This window comes from Amycolatopsis pretoriensis, assembly GCF_900107925.1.
Taxonomy (GTDB): Bacteria; Actinomycetota; Actinomycetes; order Mycobacteriales; family Pseudonocardiaceae; genus Amycolatopsis; species Amycolatopsis pretoriensis.
The window spans coordinates 393035-411283 of record NZ_FNUJ01000004.1; the positions used below are offsets into that span (position 1 = coordinate 393035).

An 18249-nucleotide genomic window follows, 5' to 3' on the forward strand; every position below is an offset into this window, starting at 1 on the left:
CACGTGAACCCGGTCTAACAATCCTCGCGGGTCAGCCCGTCGTGCCGGTCTTCTTGCTCGTCGTCGTCTTCGACGTGCTGGTCTTCGACTTCGACGTGCTCGTCGGCGGGGCCTGCTCGCTCGCCGGGATCGGCGCGTTCGGGTCCGGCAGCGGGGTGTTGTTGCGCAGCGCGTCGAAGAGGGCCTTCGTCTTGCTGCGGACGAGCACCTCGTTGCCGCGGCTGTTGGCGATGCCGACCGTCGGGACGGTGAGGAACGTGATCTTCGAGGAATCCAGGCCCTTCATCGACTGCGCCAGCGTCATCATCTGCTTGACGCCGAGGTTGTCGCCGAAGGTGGCCTTCGCGAACGCCGTGATGAAGTCGCTGAGCTTGCCGGGGTCGAGCACGACGTCCGACGACATGACCTTCTTCAGCAGTGCGCCGATGAACTCCTGCTGCCGCTTGATCCGGTCGTAGTCCGACTTCGCCACGTCGGCCTTGACGTGCCGCGCGCGCACGAAGTTCAGCGCCTGGTCGCCGGAGATCGTCACGTCACCGGTCTGCATCAGCACTTTGCCGAGGATCTCGTCGTCGATCGGGACGTCGGTGTGGACGGTGACCCCGTGCACGGCGTCGACCATTTCCTTGAAGCCGTTGAAGTCGATGCCGACGAAGTGGTTGATCCGCAGACCGGTGATCTGCTGGATCACCTTGGTCACGCAGGCCGGCCCGCCCACCGCGTACGCGGTGTTGAGCTTGGCGATCTTCTGCCGCGGCGAGACCTGGTCGGTGGTCTTGTTCTGCGCCGGGTCCCAGCGCTGGCAGTCGGGCCGGTCGATCTCGAGGTCGCGCGGGAACGACGTGACGACGACCCGCTTCCGGTCGGCCGGGATGTGCGCCACCATCACGGTGTCGCTTCGCGCACCGGGGTTGCTGTCGGCGGTGCCGACGCCTTCCTCCGCGGCCGCGCCGTCGCGGGTGTCGGAGCCGACCATCAGGAAGTTCTCGTCGTTCGCCTGCGCGTCGGCGTCCTGGATGTCGGAGGAGTTCTCGTCGAGCGCGGAGACCTGCGTGAACTTGGCGTCGAAGTAGGTCTGCGCACCCCAGGCCCCACCGATGCCGAGGAAGACGAGCCCGGCGACGACAGCCGCGGCGATCCGCCCGAACCGCACCGAGCGCTCGATCTTCCGCGCTTTCTTTTCCTGCAGCCGGGTTTGCTCGGCATCCACCTCTTCGGCCGCCGGCGTAGGAGCGACGACGCGCTGAAGGGCGGTACGCGTGCTCTCGATGAGCGAAGTGGGCGAGAGGCGCTCACGGCGTTCGCGGCGCTTCGCTTCTTCGGCTTCCATCTCGTCGTGGGCGGCGGAGAAGCGGGCGAGGGTGTGGTCGATCTTGCGGCGGTACTGGGTCGCCTCGTCGATCGCTTCCATCTCGTCGGTCATGGTGAGCGGATCGAGCTCGGCCCTCGCGGGGACGGCGCCCGGGCGCCGCTTGGGAGCATCAACGGCGGCTTCGGCACCGCTCTCGGCCACGGCTCGCCGCGGGGTGGGGCTGTCCGGTGTGGCGCCGGGGCGCCGGGGTCCGGCTTCGGTGCCGTCGGCTGCGCCGGCGCGGCGAGGTGCGGGCCCGTCGGCCGCGGGACGGCGGGCCGGGCGCTGCGGAGTGGCTCCCTCGGCGACTGCGCCTTCGGCTCGCCGGGCGGCGGGGCCACCAGTGGCGGCCGGCCGCTGCGGAGCGGCCGAATCGGGAGAGCTTTCGGCGCGCCGGGCGGCGGGGCCATCGGTTGCGCCGCGCCGCGAGGCGGCGGCGCCCGCGCGCTGGGCTGCTTCGGGAGAGCCTTCGGCGGTCCGGCGAGCGCCCGCACGTGGTGCCGCGTCGGGAGCGCTTTCAGCGGCCCGTCGGCCGCCTGCCGCGCGAGGCGCGGCGGCTTCGGGCGAGCTCTGGGGACCGGGGCGACCCTCTGCGGCTCGGCGGCCGGCGGCTTCGGGCGAGCTTTCCGGACCGGGGCGCCCTTCGGCGGCGCGGCGGGCGGCCGGGCGTGCGGCGGCTTCGGGTGAGCTTTCCGGGCCGGGGCGCCCTTCGGCGGCTCGGCGGGCGGCCGGGCGTGCGGCGGCTTCGGGTGAGCTTTCCGGACCGGGGCGCCCTTCGGCGGCCCGACGGGCGGCCGGGCGTGCGGCGGCTTCGGGCGAGCTTTCCGGGCCGGGGCGCCCTTCGGCGGCTCGGCGGGCGGCCGGGCGTGCGGCGGCTTCGGGCGAGCCTTCCGGCCCCGGGCGACCTTCGGCAGCGCGGCGGCCTGGGCGAGGCGCGGCTTCAGGCGACCCCTCCAGCCCCGGGCGACCCTCACCGGCTCGGCGGGTCGGCCGCGGTGCAACTCCCTCCGAGGAACCTTCAGCCCGTCCCTCGCCGGCACGCCGGGCGGGACCAGCCGTGGCCGGCCGCTGCGGTGCCGCTCCCTCACCCTCCGGAGCCGGCCGCCGCAACCGGCGCGGGGGCTGGGGTGCCGCCGCCGTCTGCTGGGGGCCTGGGTTGGCCGCCGGGGGCCTGCGCTGCAGCGGGGCCTCCGGGGCCGGTGCCGCCGCCGATGTCCGGCGGGGCTGGCGCGGCCTCGGGGGGCGCGATTGACGTGTCGCGTCCGTGGGTACTGGGTCTATGCCGGGGTCCGATGGCCTCGCAGGCTGCTCGGCCGCCCGGGCTCGGCGGCCCGGCTGCTCCTCGCGCGCCGGGAGCGGCCGGACTCCGGTGGACTTGGCGACGACGTCCGAGACGCTGATCCCGCCCTGGTCCTCCATCGACCGGCGTCTGCCGGTGCGGGGCCGCGCGGGACCGTCCGAACGGCGACCGGTTCCCGGGCTGTCGTGCTCGTCCGGCACTCGGTCTCCTTTCGCGCGATCGATGGCGGGGTCATGACTTGGCCGTCTTCCCCCGCGAGAGGTGATCGTTCCCCCGGAGGTTTTCGTTATCGTACGGATACCCCCCGTTCGTGACGACACCCTCCCGGAATTTTCTTCACCTTGAGTCGACGAACGGCCGCTGGCCGTCGACAAACGGGTGAGGGGTGCCCGCACCTTTCCGGGGTAACAAGAAGTTTGCGTTACTCAGAGTGGGTTATTAACCGCGTGCTTTGCGCGTCCTGATAGGCGACTTTGTTCCGTCCGGCCCGTTTCGCGGCGTAAAGCAGGTCGTCGGCGCTGCGCAGCTGGCGCTCGGGCACCGCCGGGCCCTCGTGGGCGAGGCCGGCGCTGATCGTCACGCGCAGTCCCGGCTGCAGTTCTGACCAGGGGTGACGGGCGACGCGCACGCGGGCGGCCTCGACGATCCGGACCGCGTGCCCGGCGTCGACACCCGGCAGCCACAGCACGAACTCCTCGCCGCCGTAGCGGGCGCAGAAGCCCTCCGGCGGCAGCTCCTCCTGGAGCAGGTCGGCCACCCGGCGGAGGACGCGGTCGCCGACGAGGTGACCGTACGTGTCGTTCACGCGCTTGAAGCGGTCCAGATCGACGAGCGCGATGGCCAGCGGGCCGGGCTGCCGATCGGCGAACGGTCCGTACAGGCGCTCGTCGAGGTAGCGGCGGTTGTAGCTCGACGTCAGCGCGTCGCGCAGGCTGCCGTCGCGCGCGATGTCCAGCGCGGAGCGGAGGTGCTGGTAGGCGCGCCGCCAGTCGCCTTGGGTGGCGAAGAGCGTCGCGACGGCCTCGTGGAGGCGCAGCAGGTCCGGCGCCTGCGGGCTTCGGCGCAGCACGCCTTCGTCCCCGGCGACCATGCCCACCTCCACCACGCATTGGTTGTCGTCGTAGCGGAGGCCGCGCTTGAGGTGTGTGTGCGGACGAAGGTGAATTTCGCTCAAACGGGACTACGGCGGTGACGCTCCGAAGTCACGACGTCAGAGTCCGGAAAACGGCTCGATCCCCTTGAGCTGCGCGAACTGGTCCTTGGCCCAGTAACTCACATTAGCCGTCTCGTCGTTCAGTAGCTCTTGGTAGTCGCGCCACGGAACCCAGCGCCACTCGCCGACCTCGGCCGGGTTCGGCTCGGGGTCGGCGTCGGCCCAGGCGGCGAAGACCGGGCAGAACTCGTTCTCGACGATCCCCTGGAACGGCGGCGTGCGGTACCGGTACTTCGGCAGCACGCAGTGCAGGCCGGACAGCGACGGCAGCCCGATTTCGTAGCCCGCGCGCCGGCGGACGGCGTCTTCGAGGGACTCGCCCGGTGCCGGGTGGCCGCACACGCTGTTGGTCCAGACCCCCGGCCAGACCTTCTTGTGCAGCGCGCGCTGGGTGATCAGCAGGGCGTTGTCGCTGCGTCGCAGGACGTAGCAGGAGAAGGCCAGGTGCAACCGGGTGTGTTCGTGGTGGCTGGCCAGCTTCGGGCCGGTTTCGCCGGTGGGCACGCCGTCTTCGGTGACGAAGACGACCTGCTCGGTCTCGGGTTCGGTCGCGATGTCCACAGCCCCAGTGAACACGACCGCCGGGCGGTCCTCGTACCGCGATGCGGGTGGGTTACCGGTGGTCCGCCCGGCCGGGTGACGGACGGTTACCGCGCGTCGAGGTGCTCGACGATGAGCGTCGTGACGGCCTCGGGTGCCTCCTCGGGCGCCCAGTGCGTGACGTCTTCGAGCATTTCGAAGCGGTAGGGCCCGGTGACCCAGTTCGCGGTGTCGAGCGCGGCGACCGAGCCGAACGAGACGTCCTCGGTGCTCCAGACGTACAGCGTCGGCACGGAGATCTTGCCGATCTTCCCACCGGGCCGGCCGGCGCGGTACCAGTTGAGGGCCGCGGTGAGCGCGCCCGGCTCGGACAGCCGCTGCACGTAGTCGTCGACCTTCGACGGCGGCAGCCGCCGCTCGAACATCTCCCGCAGCGCGCGGCCGTCGTTCTCCAGCATCCGCCGCTCGGTGACGCGGGTCTGGCGCCACTCGGTCATGTATCGCGTCCGCAGGTGCTGGTCCTCGTCGGTCTTCATGGCGTTGGCGAGCGCGGCCGGGTGCGGCGTGGAGACGACGGTGAGGCTGCGCAGCCGTTCGGGGTGCGCGTCGGCGGTCCACCAGGCGACGGCGCCGCCCCAGTCGTGCCCGACGAGGTCGAACTGCTTCCAGCCGAGCTGTTCGGTGATCGTGACGACGTCCCCGACGAGGTGGTCGATGGAGTAGTCGGTGGCCGCCTCGGGCCGCACATCGGGCGAGTAGCCCCGCTGATCGGGCGCGACGGCCCGGTAGCCGAGCACCCCGAGCGTGGCAACCTGGTGCTCCCACTCGACGGCGGCCTCGGGGAAGCCGTGCAGCAGCAACACGGGCCGCCCGTCCTCAGGCCCGGCGGCGATGGCGTCGAAGGAACCGGCCTCGGTGGGGATGCTGATGTGGTCGATCACGAGGCCGAATCTACTTCGCGCGGTTGAACGTCCGGTGTCAGGCCGTCAGCGTCGTTCGACCGTGCTGCCCGGACCCAGGAGGTCCGCGCCGGCCAGCCGGGTGTCGTCGGTCACGCGGACCGTGAGACCGGGTTTGCCGGCGAGCGGCGTGAGGTCGACTTCGGGGACGTCGACGAGTTGCAGCGTGCGCAACTCGGACAGCGCGCCGAGCGGCCCCAGGTCCACCGGAGGACAGCTTCGCAGCCGGATGTCGGTCAGGCTCGCGGCCCACCGCGTGAGAGCCGAGATGTCCCGAAGCTCTGCGCAGGAGTCGAAGCTCAGCGTTCGCGGTGCGGCCAGGAAGGACACCGAAGTCAGGTCCGTGAGGTGGTCGACTTGGTACAGGGCCAGCGAAGGCAGGTAGCCCAGCGGAGTCAGCTCGGCCAGTGGCCGGGGGTCCTCGACCCAGCTCAGCTGCAGGTGTTCCAGGTGCCGGAGCCGCGCGAACCGTGACCACCCGTGGGTCTCGACGTCGGAGATGAAGGTGGTCAGGCCCGGGATGTCCGCGAGCGGGCCGATGTCGACGGACCGCGGCAGCGGGTTCCCCATCAAGGTGATGCGGTCCAGTGCGGTTCCGGCCAGCGAACGCAGGTCGAAGCCGGCGAGGTCGCCGATGCCCAGGCTCCGGAGCCGGGGCAGCTTCCGGACGAAGCCGAGGTCTCCGTGGCCGGACTCGAACCAGCAGTCGAGCTTTTCCAGGTACCGCAGGTGTTCCAGGCCTTCGAGCAGCGCGGGGTCCGTCACGCGCAGGTAGCCGTCCGGCAGCACGGCATCGGCCAGCACGCTCTCGGCGTACTCGGCCGGGTCGAACCGATCCCGGGCCGAAACCAGTTCCTTCACCACGGCGGGATTCGACCGTCCGCCGTAGCGGGTCAGCAGCTCCAGTGCGCCCTGGCCGCCGATCAGCCCGATCGCGCGGACGGTCGCCGCGGCGGTCTCGGGCTCCGTGGGGTCGCATTCGGCGAGGAGGTCGAGCACGAACTCGCCCGCTTTCCCGAGGATTTCGGCGCTGGTCTTGTTCTTGGGCGGGATCAAGGTCGCGGTCCGTCGGTGGATCTCCGCGCGCAACCGGTCGGGCAGCTCGGGCGAAGTTTCCAGGCACGCCAACGCCACCAGGCCGAGATGGGTGATCCGGCGGTCGAGGATGCCCTGAATCAGCTTTTCCCGCTGCGCCGGGTACGCGTGACCGGCCGCCATGACGACGACCTCGCGCCATTCGTCCCGGTCGGCGTTCGCGACCAGGACGCCGATGTCGTCTTCTTCGACCGCCGCCTTGGCGGCGAGGTACTCGCCGAAGGTCCGGTGGACGAAGTCGATCCTCCCCGGCACCGGCTCCCGCAGCACGCCGCCACGATCGAGCAGGTGCCGGAACACCTTGTGCGGGCCCGCGTCGATCTGGCCCATCGACGCCAGCTTCGCGGCGATTCGGGTTTCCGCGTCTTCGGCGGAGATGTCCGCGTGCCCGTTGCGGACCAGCCAGTACGCCAGGTGCCGCAGCAGCACGAGCTTTTCGGTGAGCGACAGCCGGACGTCGGATTCGATCCGCCGTTCGAGGTCACGGCTGTCGAGCAGCATCCGCAGCGCGACGTCGTACAGTTCCATCCGGTTGTCCGGTAGCCGCCCGTTGCCTTCGTGGTGCAACGCGCACAACAGCGCGCACAGCAACGGGTTCTCGGCCAGCCGCCGCAGGGCACTTCGCGCGCCGATGGCCGTCACCAGTGCGTCGCGGCGCTCGTCCAGATCCTCGCCCATCGCCGTGTGCCAGCGGGTGACGAACGTCCGGACGTCGCGCGGGGTCATCGGCTGCAGCCGCACCTCGGTGAAGTCCTCGGCGGAGAGCCAGCCCGGGCCCACCGCGGCCGGCCGGGTCGTGACGACGTACCGGGCGCGCGGGAACGTCTCGATCAGTTCGCCGAGCCATTCCCGCACCTCCGGGCGACGCTCCTCGGGCAGTTCGTCGATCCCGTCCACGAGCACGACGGCCCGGCCCTGACGCAGCCGCCGGTGCACCCAGCCCTTGGGCATCTCGTCGGCGATGTGCCGGCCGACGTCGTCGAGGAACCGCTCCGGCGCCGGCAACGAAGACCAGCTGAACTGGCGCAACCGCACCAGGAACGGCGTGAGGTCGTCCCAGCCGTCGACGGCCCGCAGCTCCCGGTTCGCGCACTGGACGGCCAGCCACTGCAGCATGGTCGTCTTGCCCGAGCCCGCTTCGCCTCGGAGCAGGATCCGCCGGGTCCGCGGGAGGACGTGCTCGATCCGGTCTCCCGGGACGTCGTCCTGGTCGGTGCTGACGGTGAGGCTGAGGTAGGCGACAGACAGCGGGTACAGCCGGGTCGCCTCGGTCAGGCCCGCGCCGAACAGGGCCATCCGGTCCAGCGTGGTCACGACCTGGCGGCGGAAGTCCGCGGCGAAGTCGTCCGGGTGACGGCGTTCGGGCAACGCGGCCAAGACGTTCCGGACCGTCTCGAGGATTTCGGTCTCCCGGCGCAGGACCTCGACGAGCGCGCCGGGCTGGAAGCGGGGCAGGGTGCTGGTCACCTGCACCACGTAGGCGCAGCACTCGCGGAGAACGCGCTGGTAGAGCTCGGTTCCGTTGGCCGGTAGGAGGTTGGTGACGCCGGGGACGGTGCGGAGCAGGTAGCGGTAGAGGAACGTCGCGTCCAGGTCGGTCGCGAACAGGTCGTCGTCGGTCAGGGCGGCGCGGTCGAACGTCTCGCGGACCGCGTTCACCGCGGCCGCCCGTTCGTTCTCCGGCAACGAGCGGAACTCGACGTCGATGAACGGCAGCAGCCGGTCGGCGACCCGGGATTCCAGGTTGGTGAACAGCAGCTGGAGCTTGCGGCGGTCGTTCAAGCCCGTCAGCTGCTTCTCGAGCAGGTCGAGCGCCTTGGCTGAAGCGTCGGCCGCGATCGGGCGGTCGCCGAGCCAGATCTTTGCGGCGGCCTTCACCACCGCTGTCGTCAACGCGATCGCCGAGGCTTCGAGACTCACCGAGCCAACGTTAGCCCAGCACTTCCTCCGTGGTGACCACTTTCACCAGCGGGCCGTACAGCCGCATGATGTCCAGGGCCTTCGCGTGGCTCTCGTCGTCCACTCCCGCGCACGCGTCGGACACCACCGTTACCGACACTCCCGCGTCCGCTGCCGCCAACGCCGTCGACAGCACGCAGCAGTCCGTCGACACTCCCGCCAGCACCAGGCGCGCGCCGCCTACTCGGGTGGCCATGCGGGCCGTCCACTTGCCGAATGTTGTCGCGTCCACTGTGGACTGTGGCTGGAACTCGGGGATCACTTGGTAGAGCGGGTCGTCCGGGGGGCGCAGCGCGAACGGCCACTGCTCGTAGTACTGCTTCCACGCCCCTTCCGGGCGCGCCGGCGCGATGAACCTCGTGAACACGACGTCGTTGCCGAAGGCCGTCACCAGGCGGTGGATCCGCGGGAGTATCTCGGCGAAGCGCGGGGTGAACCATTCGCTCGCCGGGGTGGCGAAGACGTTCTGCAGGTCGATGACCGCCAGGACCGATCTCACGCCGCCTCCTGCGCGCGGATGCGTTGCCGCGTCGACAAAGTCACCACGAAACCGAGCGCCAGCGCCACCAGCACGCCGAGGTTCGCGTACGCCCACGAGCCGTCGCGGCCGCCCAGGCCGAACGGTTCCAGGAGGTAGCCCTGCCACTTCAGCCAGTCCGCGGCCGAGTTCGTCACCAGGCCCCAGCCCAGCGCCGTCGCCACCAGCACCAGCGCGATCGGCCCGAGCCGGACGTCGCCGTAGCGGCCGGCCGGTTCGAAGAGGTCGCGCTCGGCGTAGTCGCGCCGGCGCAGCAGGACGTCGGCGAGCATCACGCCGCACCACGCCGCGACCGGGACGCCCAGCGTCACCAGGAAACCCTGGAACTGGCCGAGGAATTCGCCGCCGAAGAAGACGATGTAGACCGTGCCCGCCACCATGATCACGCCGTCGACGAACGCCGCCACCGGGCGCGGCACGCGCAACCCCGCCGAGAGCAGCGCCAGCCCCGACGAATAGATGTCCAGCACCGCGCCGCCGACCAGGCCGAGCACCGCGACGATCGCGAACGGCACCAGGAACCACAGCGGCAGCAACGTCGTCAACGCGCCGATCGGGTCGGCCGCGACGGCCTTGTTCAGGTCCGGCGACGAGCCGGCCAGCAGCAGCCCGAACACCAGCAGCACCAGCGGGGCCGCCGACGCGCCGAACGTCGTCCAGCCGACCACGCCCCGGCCCGACGACGACCGCGGCAGGTAGCGCGAGTAGTCCGCGGCCGCGTTGACCCAGCCGAGGCCGAAGCCGGTCATCAGGAACACCAGCGCGCCGACCCACTGCTGCGCCGAGCCGGACGGCAGCGCGCTGACGGCGTCCCAGTGCACGTCACCGGCCACGAGGACCACGTAGACCACCGTGAGCACACCCGTGATCCAGGTGATCCACGTCTGCAGCTTCATGATCGCGTCGAAGCCGAGCACGCCGGCGGCGACCGTCAGCGCGGCGACCACGACCAGCGCGATCACCTTCGTCGCGGTCCCGCCGCCCCAGCCGAGGCGCTCGAAGACCGTCGACGTCGCCAGCGTCGCCAACGCCGTCAGCACGGTTTCCCAGCCGACCGTCAGCAGCCACGAGATCGCCGACGGCAGCCGGTTGCCGCGGACGCCGAACGCCGCGCGCGAGAGCAGCATCGTCGGCGCCGAGCCGCGCTTGCCGGCGATCGCGATGAACCCGCACAGCAGGAACGAGAACAGGATGCCGACGACGCCGGCGACCAGCGCCTGCCAGAACGAGATGCCGAAGCCGAGCGTGAACGAGCCGTAGCTCAGCCCCAGCACCGACACGTTCGCGCCGAACCAGGGCCAGAACAGCTGGCGCGGACGGCCCCGGCGCTCGGCGTCGTCGATCACGTCGAGGCCGTTGGTCTCCACCTTCAGCCCGCGGGTTTCGGAACCGCTCATCTCGTGGCCTCCACCAGCTCGTCGATCTCCGCCCGGCGCGGTGCCGTCGCCGGGCCGCGGCGGGTCACCGAAAGCGCTGCCGCCGCGTTGGCGCGCACGGCGGCGTCGAGGAGGGTACTGCCGCGCAGCAGCTCCGCGGCCAGTACGCCGCAGTGCGTGTCGCCGGCGCCGTTGGTGTCCACCGCGTCCACGGGGAAGCCCGGCACGTCGGTGACGCGGCCGTGCTCGTGGACGCGGCAGCCCTTCGCGCCGTCGCGGACGATGGCCACCTCCGGCAGCTCGCCGAGCACCTCGGCTTCGCGCGCGTTGCAGCTCAATATGTCTACAAAGGACAGTAAGTCGTGAAGGTCTCCGGGGGTGAGGTCACCGGCCAGCGGGCCGGGATCGAAAAGGGTTCTCGAGCCGGAAGTGTGGGGAAGCCACTCGGCGAGAGCCCTGCGATTGCTCCTATGCAACCAACTGTAGCCGGATACGTACACGACGTCGTCACTCGTTGGGAGGATGTTGGCGAGCGCCGCGGGCGTCAGCCGTCCTTCCGCGCCGGTGCCGGTCGCGAAGGTGCGTTCGCCGCTCGCGTCGACCAGCGCGACGACGACACCGGTGTCCAGCTCCGGCGTCGGTTCGTGGGCCAGTTCGATGCCCTCGGACGTCAGAGCGGCACGTACGAGATCACCGAAGGCGCCGGTGCCGTGGCTACCCGCGTAGAGCACGGGCGCACCCGAACGCGCGGCCGCGGCCATGACGTTGAAACCGCCGCCGGGCAACAGGTTCGTCGACGACGCCATGACGTCGCCACCCGGCGGAGGCAAGGCCGGCACCGCCATGACGAGGTCGAGGACGACCTGCCCGGTGTGCACCAGCCGCCCGGTCATCGGCGGCGCAGCTTGAGGAGCTCGTCGACCAGCGGGCGGAATTCGAGGCGGTTGACGGCCAGGACCGTCTCGACGACGTCGGGGCGGAAGACGCCGACGCCGTGCGCGGCGCCGAGCATCGCCCCGCAGATCGCGGCGACCGTGTCGGTGTCGCCGCCCAGTCCGGCGGCCAGCCGCAAGGCCGCGGGCGGGTCGTCGCCCATGGCCTCGGCCAGCGCGAACGCGGCCACGACGGACTCCTGCGACGCGACGGACGTGCCGATGACCCGGGCGACCGCGTCGGCGACGGCGTCCGGCGCCATGCCCCGCACCCAGCCGCGGGCCCAGCGGATCCGCGCGGCGATCTCCCCGCCGGGCGCCCAGTGGCCGCGCTCCCCGCCGACAACGGCGGCGCGCTCACCCGCGTCGAGCGCTTCGGGCAGGCTCGCGCCGTCGACCCCGGCGGACACGGCGGCCGCGACCGCGGCGGCGGCCGCGATGCCGAGACTGGTGTTGTGCGTGACGCGCGCGGTCGCGACGACGGCGTCGACCAGCCGGTGCAGGTCCTCGGAAGGCGTGGCGATGCCGACCGGTGTGACGCGCATGGCGGCGCCGTTGGTCGTGCCCGTGCGGCCGGCTTCGTCGGCCGGGACACCGTCCTGCAGCCGGGAAAGCGCGCGTTTCGTCGACGGGCCGAGCAGGTCGGCGGAGCCGCGGCGGACCATGTCCGCTTCCCAGATGAGCAGGGCGTCGGCGAAGACGTGCGGCTCGACGGTGCCGCGGCCGTCGATGAGCAGTCGGGCCAGCAGGACGGCTTGTTCGGTGTCGTCGGTGACCGAGCCGGCGGGCATGGACGGCGCGACCGGCTGTTCGGCGACGGCGGTCAGCAGGCCGGTGACGGGCCCGTAGGCGGCGGCGATTGCGGCGCGGGACATGGACTGCGTCGGCATGCCGAGCGCGTCGCCGACGGCCAGGCCGGTGAACGCGCCGAGCGCCCGGTCCCGCACGTTCACCGGTGTCCGAAGGTGAGGTGGAACTGGAAGCGGTCGGGGTCCAGCAGGCTGACGACGCGTTCGACGAGCCGGCCTTCGACGTCGACCGAGGTCCGCTCGGCGCGGAGGAAGAGCTCGCCGATGCTGCGGCCGAGGAGCCCGGCGGCGCAGGCGTCGAGGCGTTCGGTGCTGATCCACTGGTCGCCGCCGACGGAGATCCGCCCGGCGGCTTCGAGGGTCTTGGTGAGGGAGCCGTCGCGGAGGCCGGTTTCGGGGAGGTCCGCGAGCAGGCCAGTGGCGGGGACGGTGGCGGTTTCGAGCGAGACGCCCCGGTCGCGCTCCCGCCGCAGCCGCCGGACGGCGACGTAGGCCGTCTCGCCGAATTCTTCTTCGAGGGCTTGGTCTTCGACGGCCTCGATGCCGAGGAGTTCGGTGGTGACGGGCGCACCGGCGTCGGCGAGGGCGCGGGCCCAGCCGATCCGCTGGTCGAGCTGGACGCCGTCGAAGGTGACGAACGAGCCGACGCCGGCCTGGGTGGAGATGAGCTCGAGCTGCTGGAGCTCGGAGAGGGCGCTGCGGACGGTGCCGCGGCTGACCTGGTACTGCAGGGCGAGCTGGTTCTCGCCGGGGAGCCGTTCGCCGTGGGCGAGCCGGCCCGAGCGGATCAGGTCGGAGAGGTCACCGACGAGCCGCTGCCGCTTGCTGTACATGTACACACCTGTACACCCCCGGGTTGTCGCAGGTCAAGCGGCGACCAGGTGCTTCACGTCGGCCTCGATCATCTTGCCGGCCTGCTCGGCGGTCTTCCCGCCGATGACCATGATGACCGCGAAGGTGCCCACGAAGATGACGGTGCTCAGCCACACCATGGTTTCGATGGGCAGCGTGAAGGCGCCGATCACCCGGGCGGCGGACTCGAGCACGAACCCGATCCCCCAGATGACACAGGTGCGGCGCATGAGCGCCTCGAACTTCGGCGTGCCGGCGAGACGGTCCCAGGCGGCTTCGTTCTCGGCCTTGCCGCGGGTGAGGAACGGCTGGATCGTCTTGGTCATGATCGGCGTCGCGGTGAAGGCGGAGGCGAGGATGACGAGCCCGGTGATGCCGCTGCCGAGCGAGTCCTTGGCGATCATCATCCGGGCATCGCCGGAGACGAAGGTCAGCAGCATGCCGACGACGTTCGTGACGAGGACGACCAGCGCGAGGCCGTTGAGGGTGCGGTGCTTGGCGAACTGCTGGAGCGTCCGCGCGAGCGGGACGACGCCGCTGAGGGCGAGGCTCAGGAAGACGCTGACGCCGAGGGCGTGGAGCCCGTAGTAGACACCGATCGGGACGGCGATGTCGATGGCGAGGGACTTGAGCGGGGATCCGTTGTTCGTCATGGGAAAAGCTTGTCGCGGCAGGGGGTGCGGAACGGATGCCGTCCGCCACGACTTCGGCCTGACAGATGTCACGGCTGCGTCGTCGGGTCCGCATGGGAACCTTCTTGCGCGGTTTGCAGACCCTCGCCGTCTTCCTCTCCGCCGTCACCGCCGGCCTGTTGCTCACCTACAAGGCCGGGCACCCTCTGCACAGCGCCGCGGCGTACACCGTGTTCGGCGTGGCGGTCGTGCAGGTGATCGCGGCTCTCCTGGCTTGGAAGCCGGGCGGTGGCTCGCCACGGGAGATCTGGTTCGCCCTGGGGTTCCTCGCGCTCGTGCTGGCGCAGGTCTTCCTCGGCATCGCGCACGTCAAAGCCGTGCACGTGCCGCTCGGGGTGCTGCTCTTCGGGGTGAGCCTCAGCCGCCTGAGTGCATGTCTTCCGCCTCGGGGACGCAGTCGTCGTCCGGGTCGTCCAGCCAGCCGTGTGGCAGCGTGACCTTGCCCGGTGACCCCTGGCGTCCTCGGGGGCCGTCGGCGTTGTCCGGGAATGGGGCCTCGTGGTCGAGGCGGCCGATGAGGTCGTCGAGCTCCGACAGGCCGGACACCATCGCGAAGCCGCGGCGCAGCTCGGACCCGACCGGGAAGTTCATGAAGTACCAGGCCATGTGCTTGCGCAGGTCGCGCAGGGCCTTGGCCTCGCCGTCGTGCTGGATCAAGAGCTCGGCGTGGCGGCGCAGCACGCGTGCGACTTCGCCGAGGTTCGGCGGGGTCGGCAACGGGCGCCCGGCGAAGGCCGCTTCCAGCTCGCCGAACAGCCACGGCCGGCCGAGGCAGCCGCGGCCGACGACGACGCCGTCGCAGCCCGTCTCCTCGACCATGCGCAGGGCGTCGGCAGCGGAGAAGATGTCGCCGTTGCCCAGCACCGGGATGCTCGTGACGGCTTCCTTCAGCGCCGCGATCTTCGTCCAGTCGGCCTGGCCGGAGTAGCGCTGCGCGGCCGTGCGCGAGTGGAGGCTGACCGCCGCCGCGCCCTCGGCTTCGGCGATGCGGCCGGCGTCGAGGAACGTGTGGTGGTCGTCGTCGATGCCGATGCGGAACTTGACCGTGAACGGGACGTCACCGGCCGCGCGGACGGACTCCCGCACGATCGCCTCGAACAGCTTCCGCTTGAACGGCAGCGCCGCCCCGCCGCCCTTGCGCGTCACCTTCGCTACCGGGCAGCCGAAGTTGGAGTCGACGTGGTCGGCGAGGCCCTCGCCGACGATGATCCGGACCGCTTCGGCCATGGTCTTGGGGTCGACGCCGTAGAGCTGCATGGACCGGGGCTTTTCGTCCGCCCCGAAGGTCATCATGTGCATGGTCCCGGGGTGCCGTTCGACGACGGCCCGCGCGGTGATCATCTCGCACACATAGATGCCGGCGCCGTACTCGGCGCACAGCTGCCGGAAGGCGACGTTGGTGATGCCGGCCATCGGAGCGAGCACCACCGGGGGATCGACCTGGTAGGGGCCGATCCTCAGGGCGGGTTTGCTCAGGGTGGCGGTCACGTCCTCCATTGTCGCCTGTGGTGTCGATCACTGGCGACTGGGCCACGTCAGAGGGGCTTGCCGACCCTCTCGTTCAGTGGTGGCGACGCCGGCACCGGCGCGTTGTCGGTCGGCCACGTCCGCAGCCATGCGGTCGCGTCGACCTCCTTAGCGCGTACCCGGACCCGCTGGTAGTCGGCGGGATCGAGGCCGTAGTAGCCGTGGCGGATCACGCCTTGGTAGATCACGTCCGACACGATGAGGACGACGTCCGACTCGGTTGACGCCCGCAGCCGCGCATAGGCGGCTTCCGCGTCCACCAGCCGGCAAGCCAAGTTGAGATCGGTGCCGAACCAGCCCGTGGCGTCCTGGATCAGCTCACCCGCGTGGACGGCGACGCGGAGACGAACCCGGTTGCCGGCGGGATCGGCATTCGCCGCGTGGATCGTCCGGGCGAGTCGTGGAAGCAGCAGGTCGAGCAGGTCCGCCTTCGAGATGGTCGGCGGGACCACCATGAGCATGCCGTCACCGCGGTGGTGAATGGCCAGGCTCGCTTGGGTCAGTCCGATCGTCCGGATGGCGGCGTTCATCGATTTGTTCAGGATCGCTCGGGCCTGGAGTTGACCGCGATTGTTCAGCTCGCCGTAGCCCGCCATGTCCACTACCAGGATCGAGTGGTGCATCGGCCCCGGAGAGCGCCGTTGCCGCGGTGCCGGCGTCGAACGTGAATTCGTTCCTCGAAGGTTCATCACGACTGGCCACCGAATCGTGTGCGGAAGGCAAAGCTCGCCCGCGTCGCGTGACACGCCGGTGTAGCATCCGGCCACAACCTCGAGGTACTTCTGCCGGGAGTGCCGGCGTAGTCGATGAACGCATTCCCGGCGTCGGGCGGCGAAGGGGGCGGCATGGCGATCACTCCATCTCGGATCGGGACCTGCCCAGTCTGGTGCCGTGGCGGTCACGAGTGAACGTCGAGATCCGTCCGGATCCGCCGAGTTCCGGCCCGGCCGCCGGATCGCGTCCGGATCCGTCGGAGAAACGTCGAGGACTGTCGAGTTGTCGATCAGTGAAGGTGCGCGTCGAACCATGAACCCGGCAATGCAGTCCCCGGACGACAAGAGCTATGTCGCGGCTCTGAGGGCGCTGATCGGTCCCGGACTGTACGCGGCGGACCTGGAGAATTCGCCGCTGATCGACCTTCCGGTCGTGCATCTGCTGGCCGGAACGGATTCGACACCGAATGCCAAGGCGCGTTGCTTCATCGAGCTTTTCGAGGGCGTGGTCACCGGGCAACTGGTCAAGAACGATCGTACGGCCGCAGAGATGCTGTTTGCATTGGACAATTGGGCAGGTGTCCCCGCTCGAGACAGGCGGGTCGAGGTCGCCAGATTGCGCGATCCGAACTGGACTTGGGAGAGCAGTTACCGGAAGGAACCGCTCGAACGGGATCTCACCATGATATTCCGCGCACTTGTCCGAGGGGGTGCTGAGGCCAAGCCCGCACGCGGCGGCATTGACTCGGGTCAAACCCGCAACGCAGGTGAAGCGCTGCTGGAACAGTCGGATTTCACGCCGGTCAGCTACACCACAAAATTCGCCATGCCTGATGTGCCGAGGTTCTGGAACGACCTCTGCCTGACTGCGAAGCGCAGGTTCTACCTGGTCGGCGGGACGAACAAGTCGTGGTTCGGGAAGAGCAGTGAGCAGTCGCACGAACTGGGGCAGGCGATAACTCGAATTCTGCTCGGCGGCGGCACGGTGAAAATCGTGTCCAGGGGCGACGCGGTCGTTGTTGCTCAGACGAAGCACTTCTTCGATCGGTTCGTCTTCGATCCGGCGCGTCGAGACGGGCAGCAGGCGAGCCTGCAAACGGCCATCGATGACCAAAGGCTTGTCTACGTCACGGTCGTGCACTCGAACTATGATGCGGTGATCTCCGATGACCGGATTGTTCTGCTTCCCATTCCCAACACGCCGAGCTTCCGAAATGAGGCGCTGGTGCTGGAATGGAAGCTGGAGAGCGGGTACCATCCTTTCATGAACTACCTGGCGGACATCGACCGGACGATTTCCCAGGCTGACCCGGTCGGTTTAGATGCTCGGGTGGCCAACGGATAGGCGACGTGGTCATGAGCAGAGCCCTCTCGGCCGATGTTGCCCAGGCGCTGTGCCGGCTCGGGCTGCATCCGCGCGATCTGGTGCTCTACGTGACCTCGGCATGCAACCTGCGGTGCCGCCACTGCTACGTGGGAACAGACCTGCTGAACGCCGAGGAGAGCTATGACGCGGCGGACGTGGTCGCGTTCGCCGCGAGTTTTCCTCGGCTGCGACGGGTGACCGTTCTCGGCGGGGAGCCGTTGCTGCACGAGCGGATCAACGAGATCCTCACCGGGTTGGTCGCGCTCACGATCGAAGAACTGCGGGTGACGACCAACCTGACCGGCTTTTTCAACCTCGACCGGGGCCGGTTCCGGCCGGAGGATCTGCTCGTGGCGGTCAGCCTGGACGGTCACGACGCCGCCACTCATGATGCCGTTCGCGGTCGTCGCCGCTTCGAACGCACGTGTGCGAACATCGCCGAACTGGTCGAAGCGGGATGGCGAGTCGAGGTCACGCACACCGTGATGCGGCACAACGTCGACCACCTGCGTCACCTGATCGAGCTTTGCCGTCGGCTCGGGGTGGGGTTGCTCAACCTGCATCTGATGTCGAACATGGGCAACGCACTTCAGAACCCGGATCTCGTCGTTCCGGCCGAACGGTGGCTCGAAGCCCGTCGGATGCTGGAAGGTCTGAGCGATCCGCACGGCGGGTTGAGAATCCGCTACCCGCCGCTTTTCGTCACCGATGCCGAATACCGGAGAATGCTCGCCTCCGGTGAGTACCACCCGCACGCGGCCGGCAGTTACTACGCGGATGGCGACCGAGTCGTGCTGTACCCCGACGGCCGTGTCTACATCTCTTCCGAGGCGTTCGGTACCGAGGCCCACATCGGCTGGATCGTGGACGGTCAGTTCCACGAAAACGTGTCGCCGAGCAGCGAACTCGCCCTTTTGTCGAGCGACCCTCAGCTCAGCATCGCCGAGGTGACGAAGGAACGTGCCGGCAGTGCCGAGCAGCCCAGAGTTCTCTCTGTGTCGTTCAAACGCACGATCTTCGCGTAGCC

The 18249-nt window shown here is 70.0% G+C and carries 16 protein-coding genes; 3 read left to right on the forward strand and 13 right to left on the reverse strand.

Features of this window, described 5'->3' with window-relative positions; genetic code table 11:
• Nucleotides 1–31: 31 nt before the first annotated feature.
• The 11 genes from BLV96_RS19395 to BLV96_RS19450 all read right to left on the reverse strand — a co-directional run bounded on the left by BLV96_RS19395 (nucleotide 32) and on the right by BLV96_RS19450 (nucleotide 13577).
• Nucleotides 32–1423 (reverse strand): LCP family protein, encoded by a 1392-nt coding sequence (locus BLV96_RS19395; protein ID WP_086681285.1) that lies wholly within the window; start codon nucleotides 1421–1423, stop codon nucleotides 32–34.
• Nucleotides 1424–3072: 1649 nt separating this feature from the next.
• The gene (locus BLV96_RS19405; RefSeq protein ID WP_086677225.1) at nucleotides 3073–3741 is read right to left on the reverse strand and encodes a GGDEF domain-containing protein; all 669 of its coding nucleotides are present in this window, start codon (nucleotides 3739–3741) and stop codon (nucleotides 3073–3075) included.
• A gap of 120 nt (nucleotides 3742–3861) precedes the next feature.
• Nucleotides 3862–4425: an isopentenyl-diphosphate Delta-isomerase gene (idi, locus tag BLV96_RS19410; protein ID WP_086677226.1), complete on the reverse strand. Its 564-nt coding sequence runs from the start codon at nucleotides 4423–4425 to the stop codon at nucleotides 3862–3864.
• Between the two features lie 86 nt (nucleotides 4426–4511).
• Complete coding sequence (locus BLV96_RS19415) at nucleotides 4512–5345, reverse strand: alpha/beta fold hydrolase (protein WP_086677227.1); 834 nt, start codon at nucleotides 5343–5345, stop codon at nucleotides 4512–4514.
• 45 nt (nucleotides 5346–5390) lie between these two features.
• A complete protein-coding gene (locus tag BLV96_RS19420; protein ID WP_086677228.1) occupies nucleotides 5391–8378 on the reverse strand; it encodes an NACHT domain-containing protein in 2988 nt (995 codons plus the stop codon).
• 10 nt (nucleotides 8379–8388) lie between these two features.
• The gene (locus BLV96_RS19425; RefSeq protein WP_086677229.1) at nucleotides 8389–8916 is read right to left on the reverse strand and encodes a cysteine hydrolase family protein; all 528 of its coding nucleotides are present in this window, start codon (nucleotides 8914–8916) and stop codon (nucleotides 8389–8391) included.
• Nucleotides 8913–10352, reverse strand: a complete 1440-nt coding sequence (locus BLV96_RS19430; protein WP_086677230.1) for a purine-cytosine permease family protein — start codon at nucleotides 10350–10352, stop codon at nucleotides 8913–8915. The genes BLV96_RS19425 and BLV96_RS19430 overlap by 4 nt, the downstream gene beginning before the upstream one ends.
• Complete coding sequence (locus tag BLV96_RS19435) at nucleotides 10349–11224, reverse strand: PfkB family carbohydrate kinase (protein ID WP_086677231.1); 876 nt, start codon at nucleotides 11222–11224, stop codon at nucleotides 10349–10351. Before BLV96_RS19435 ends, BLV96_RS19430 begins: the two co-directional genes overlap by 4 nt.
• Entirely contained in the window at nucleotides 11221–12216 is a 996-nt protein-coding gene (locus BLV96_RS19440; RefSeq protein ID WP_086677232.1) for an ADP-ribosylglycohydrolase family protein, read from the reverse strand. The genes BLV96_RS19435 and BLV96_RS19440 overlap by 4 nt, the downstream gene beginning before the upstream one ends.
• Nucleotides 12213–12905 (reverse strand): GntR family transcriptional regulator, encoded by a 693-nt coding sequence (locus tag BLV96_RS19445; RefSeq protein ID WP_167379656.1) that lies wholly within the window; start codon nucleotides 12903–12905, stop codon nucleotides 12213–12215. Before BLV96_RS19445 ends, BLV96_RS19440 begins: the two co-directional genes overlap by 4 nt.
• Nucleotides 12906–12938: 33 nt before the next feature.
• Entirely contained in the window at nucleotides 12939–13577 is a 639-nt protein-coding gene (locus BLV96_RS19450) for a VC0807 family protein (protein ID WP_086677234.1), read from the reverse strand.
• Nucleotides 13578–13669: 92 nt separating this feature from the next.
• On the opposite strand from BLV96_RS19450, the gene BLV96_RS19455 reads away from it, so the two are divergent.
• Nucleotides 13670–14053: a hypothetical protein gene (locus tag BLV96_RS19455; RefSeq protein ID WP_208608269.1), complete on the forward strand. Its 384-nt coding sequence runs from the start codon at nucleotides 13670–13672 to the stop codon at nucleotides 14051–14053.
• Here the strand turns inward: BLV96_RS19455 and dusB are convergent.
• Both dusB and BLV96_RS19465 read right to left on the reverse strand, forming a co-directional pair.
• Entirely contained in the window at nucleotides 13974–15113 is a 1140-nt protein-coding gene (dusB, locus tag BLV96_RS19460) for a tRNA dihydrouridine synthase DusB (protein ID WP_086677236.1), read from the reverse strand. The two genes, BLV96_RS19455 and dusB, sit on opposite strands and share 80 nt — an antisense overlap.
• A gap of 38 nt (nucleotides 15114–15151) precedes the next feature.
• On the reverse strand, nucleotides 15152–15766 hold the full coding sequence (locus BLV96_RS19465; RefSeq protein ID WP_143050995.1) for a hypothetical protein: 615 nt from the start codon (nucleotides 15764–15766) through the stop codon (nucleotides 15152–15154).
• A gap of 403 nt (nucleotides 15767–16169) precedes the next feature.
• On the opposite strand from BLV96_RS19465, the gene BLV96_RS19470 reads away from it, so the two are divergent.
• Nucleotides 16170–17201 carry a hypothetical protein gene (locus BLV96_RS19470; protein WP_143050996.1) on the forward strand — a complete coding sequence of 344 codons (1032 nt, stop codon included), beginning with the start codon at nucleotides 16170–16172 and terminating at the stop codon, nucleotides 17199–17201.
• An 11-nt stretch (nucleotides 17202–17212) separates the two neighbouring features.
• Nucleotides 17213–18247, forward strand: coding sequence for a radical SAM protein (locus BLV96_RS19475; protein WP_143050997.1), 1035 nt, complete (start codon nucleotides 17213–17215; stop codon nucleotides 18245–18247).
• The last annotated feature ends 2 nt before the right edge of the window (nucleotides 18248–18249 follow it).

Coding starts and splice junctions, on each gene's coding strand:
- BLV96_RS19465 (WP_143050995.1), bottom strand. CDS start 15,766: ATGCACCACTCGATCCTGGTAGTGGACATGGCGGGCTACGGCGAGCTG.
- BLV96_RS19445 (WP_167379656.1), bottom strand. CDS start 12,905: ATGTACAGCAAGCGGCAGCGGCTCGTCGGTGACCTCTCCGACCTGATC.
- BLV96_RS19475 (WP_143050997.1), top strand. CDS start 17,213: ATGAGCAGAGCCCTCTCGGCCGATGTTGCCCAGGCGCTGTGCCGGCTC.
- BLV96_RS19455 (WP_208608269.1), top strand. CDS start 13,670: ATGGGAACCTTCTTGCGCGGTTTGCAGACCCTCGCCGTCTTCCTCTCC.
- BLV96_RS19430 (WP_086677230.1), bottom strand. CDS start 10,352: ATGAGCGGTTCCGAAACCCGCGGGCTGAAGGTGGAGACCAACGGCCTC.
- BLV96_RS19435 (WP_086677231.1), bottom strand. CDS start 11,224: ATGACCGGGCGGCTGGTGCACACCGGGCAGGTCGTCCTCGACCTCGTC.
- BLV96_RS19470 (WP_143050996.1), top strand. CDS start 16,170: ATGAACCCGGCAATGCAGTCCCCGGACGACAAGAGCTATGTCGCGGCT.
- BLV96_RS19405 (WP_086677225.1), bottom strand. CDS start 3,741: ATGGTCGCCGGGGACGAAGGCGTGCTGCGCCGAAGCCCGCAGGCGCCG.
- BLV96_RS19450 (WP_086677234.1), bottom strand. CDS start 13,577: ATGACGAACAACGGATCCCCGCTCAAGTCCCTCGCCATCGACATCGCC.
- dusB (WP_086677236.1), bottom strand. CDS start 15,113: ATGGAGGACGTGACCGCCACCCTGAGCAAACCCGCCCTGAGGATCGGC.
- BLV96_RS19395 (WP_086681285.1), bottom strand. CDS start 1,423: ATGACCGACGAGATGGAAGCGATCGACGAGGCGACCCAGTACCGCCGC.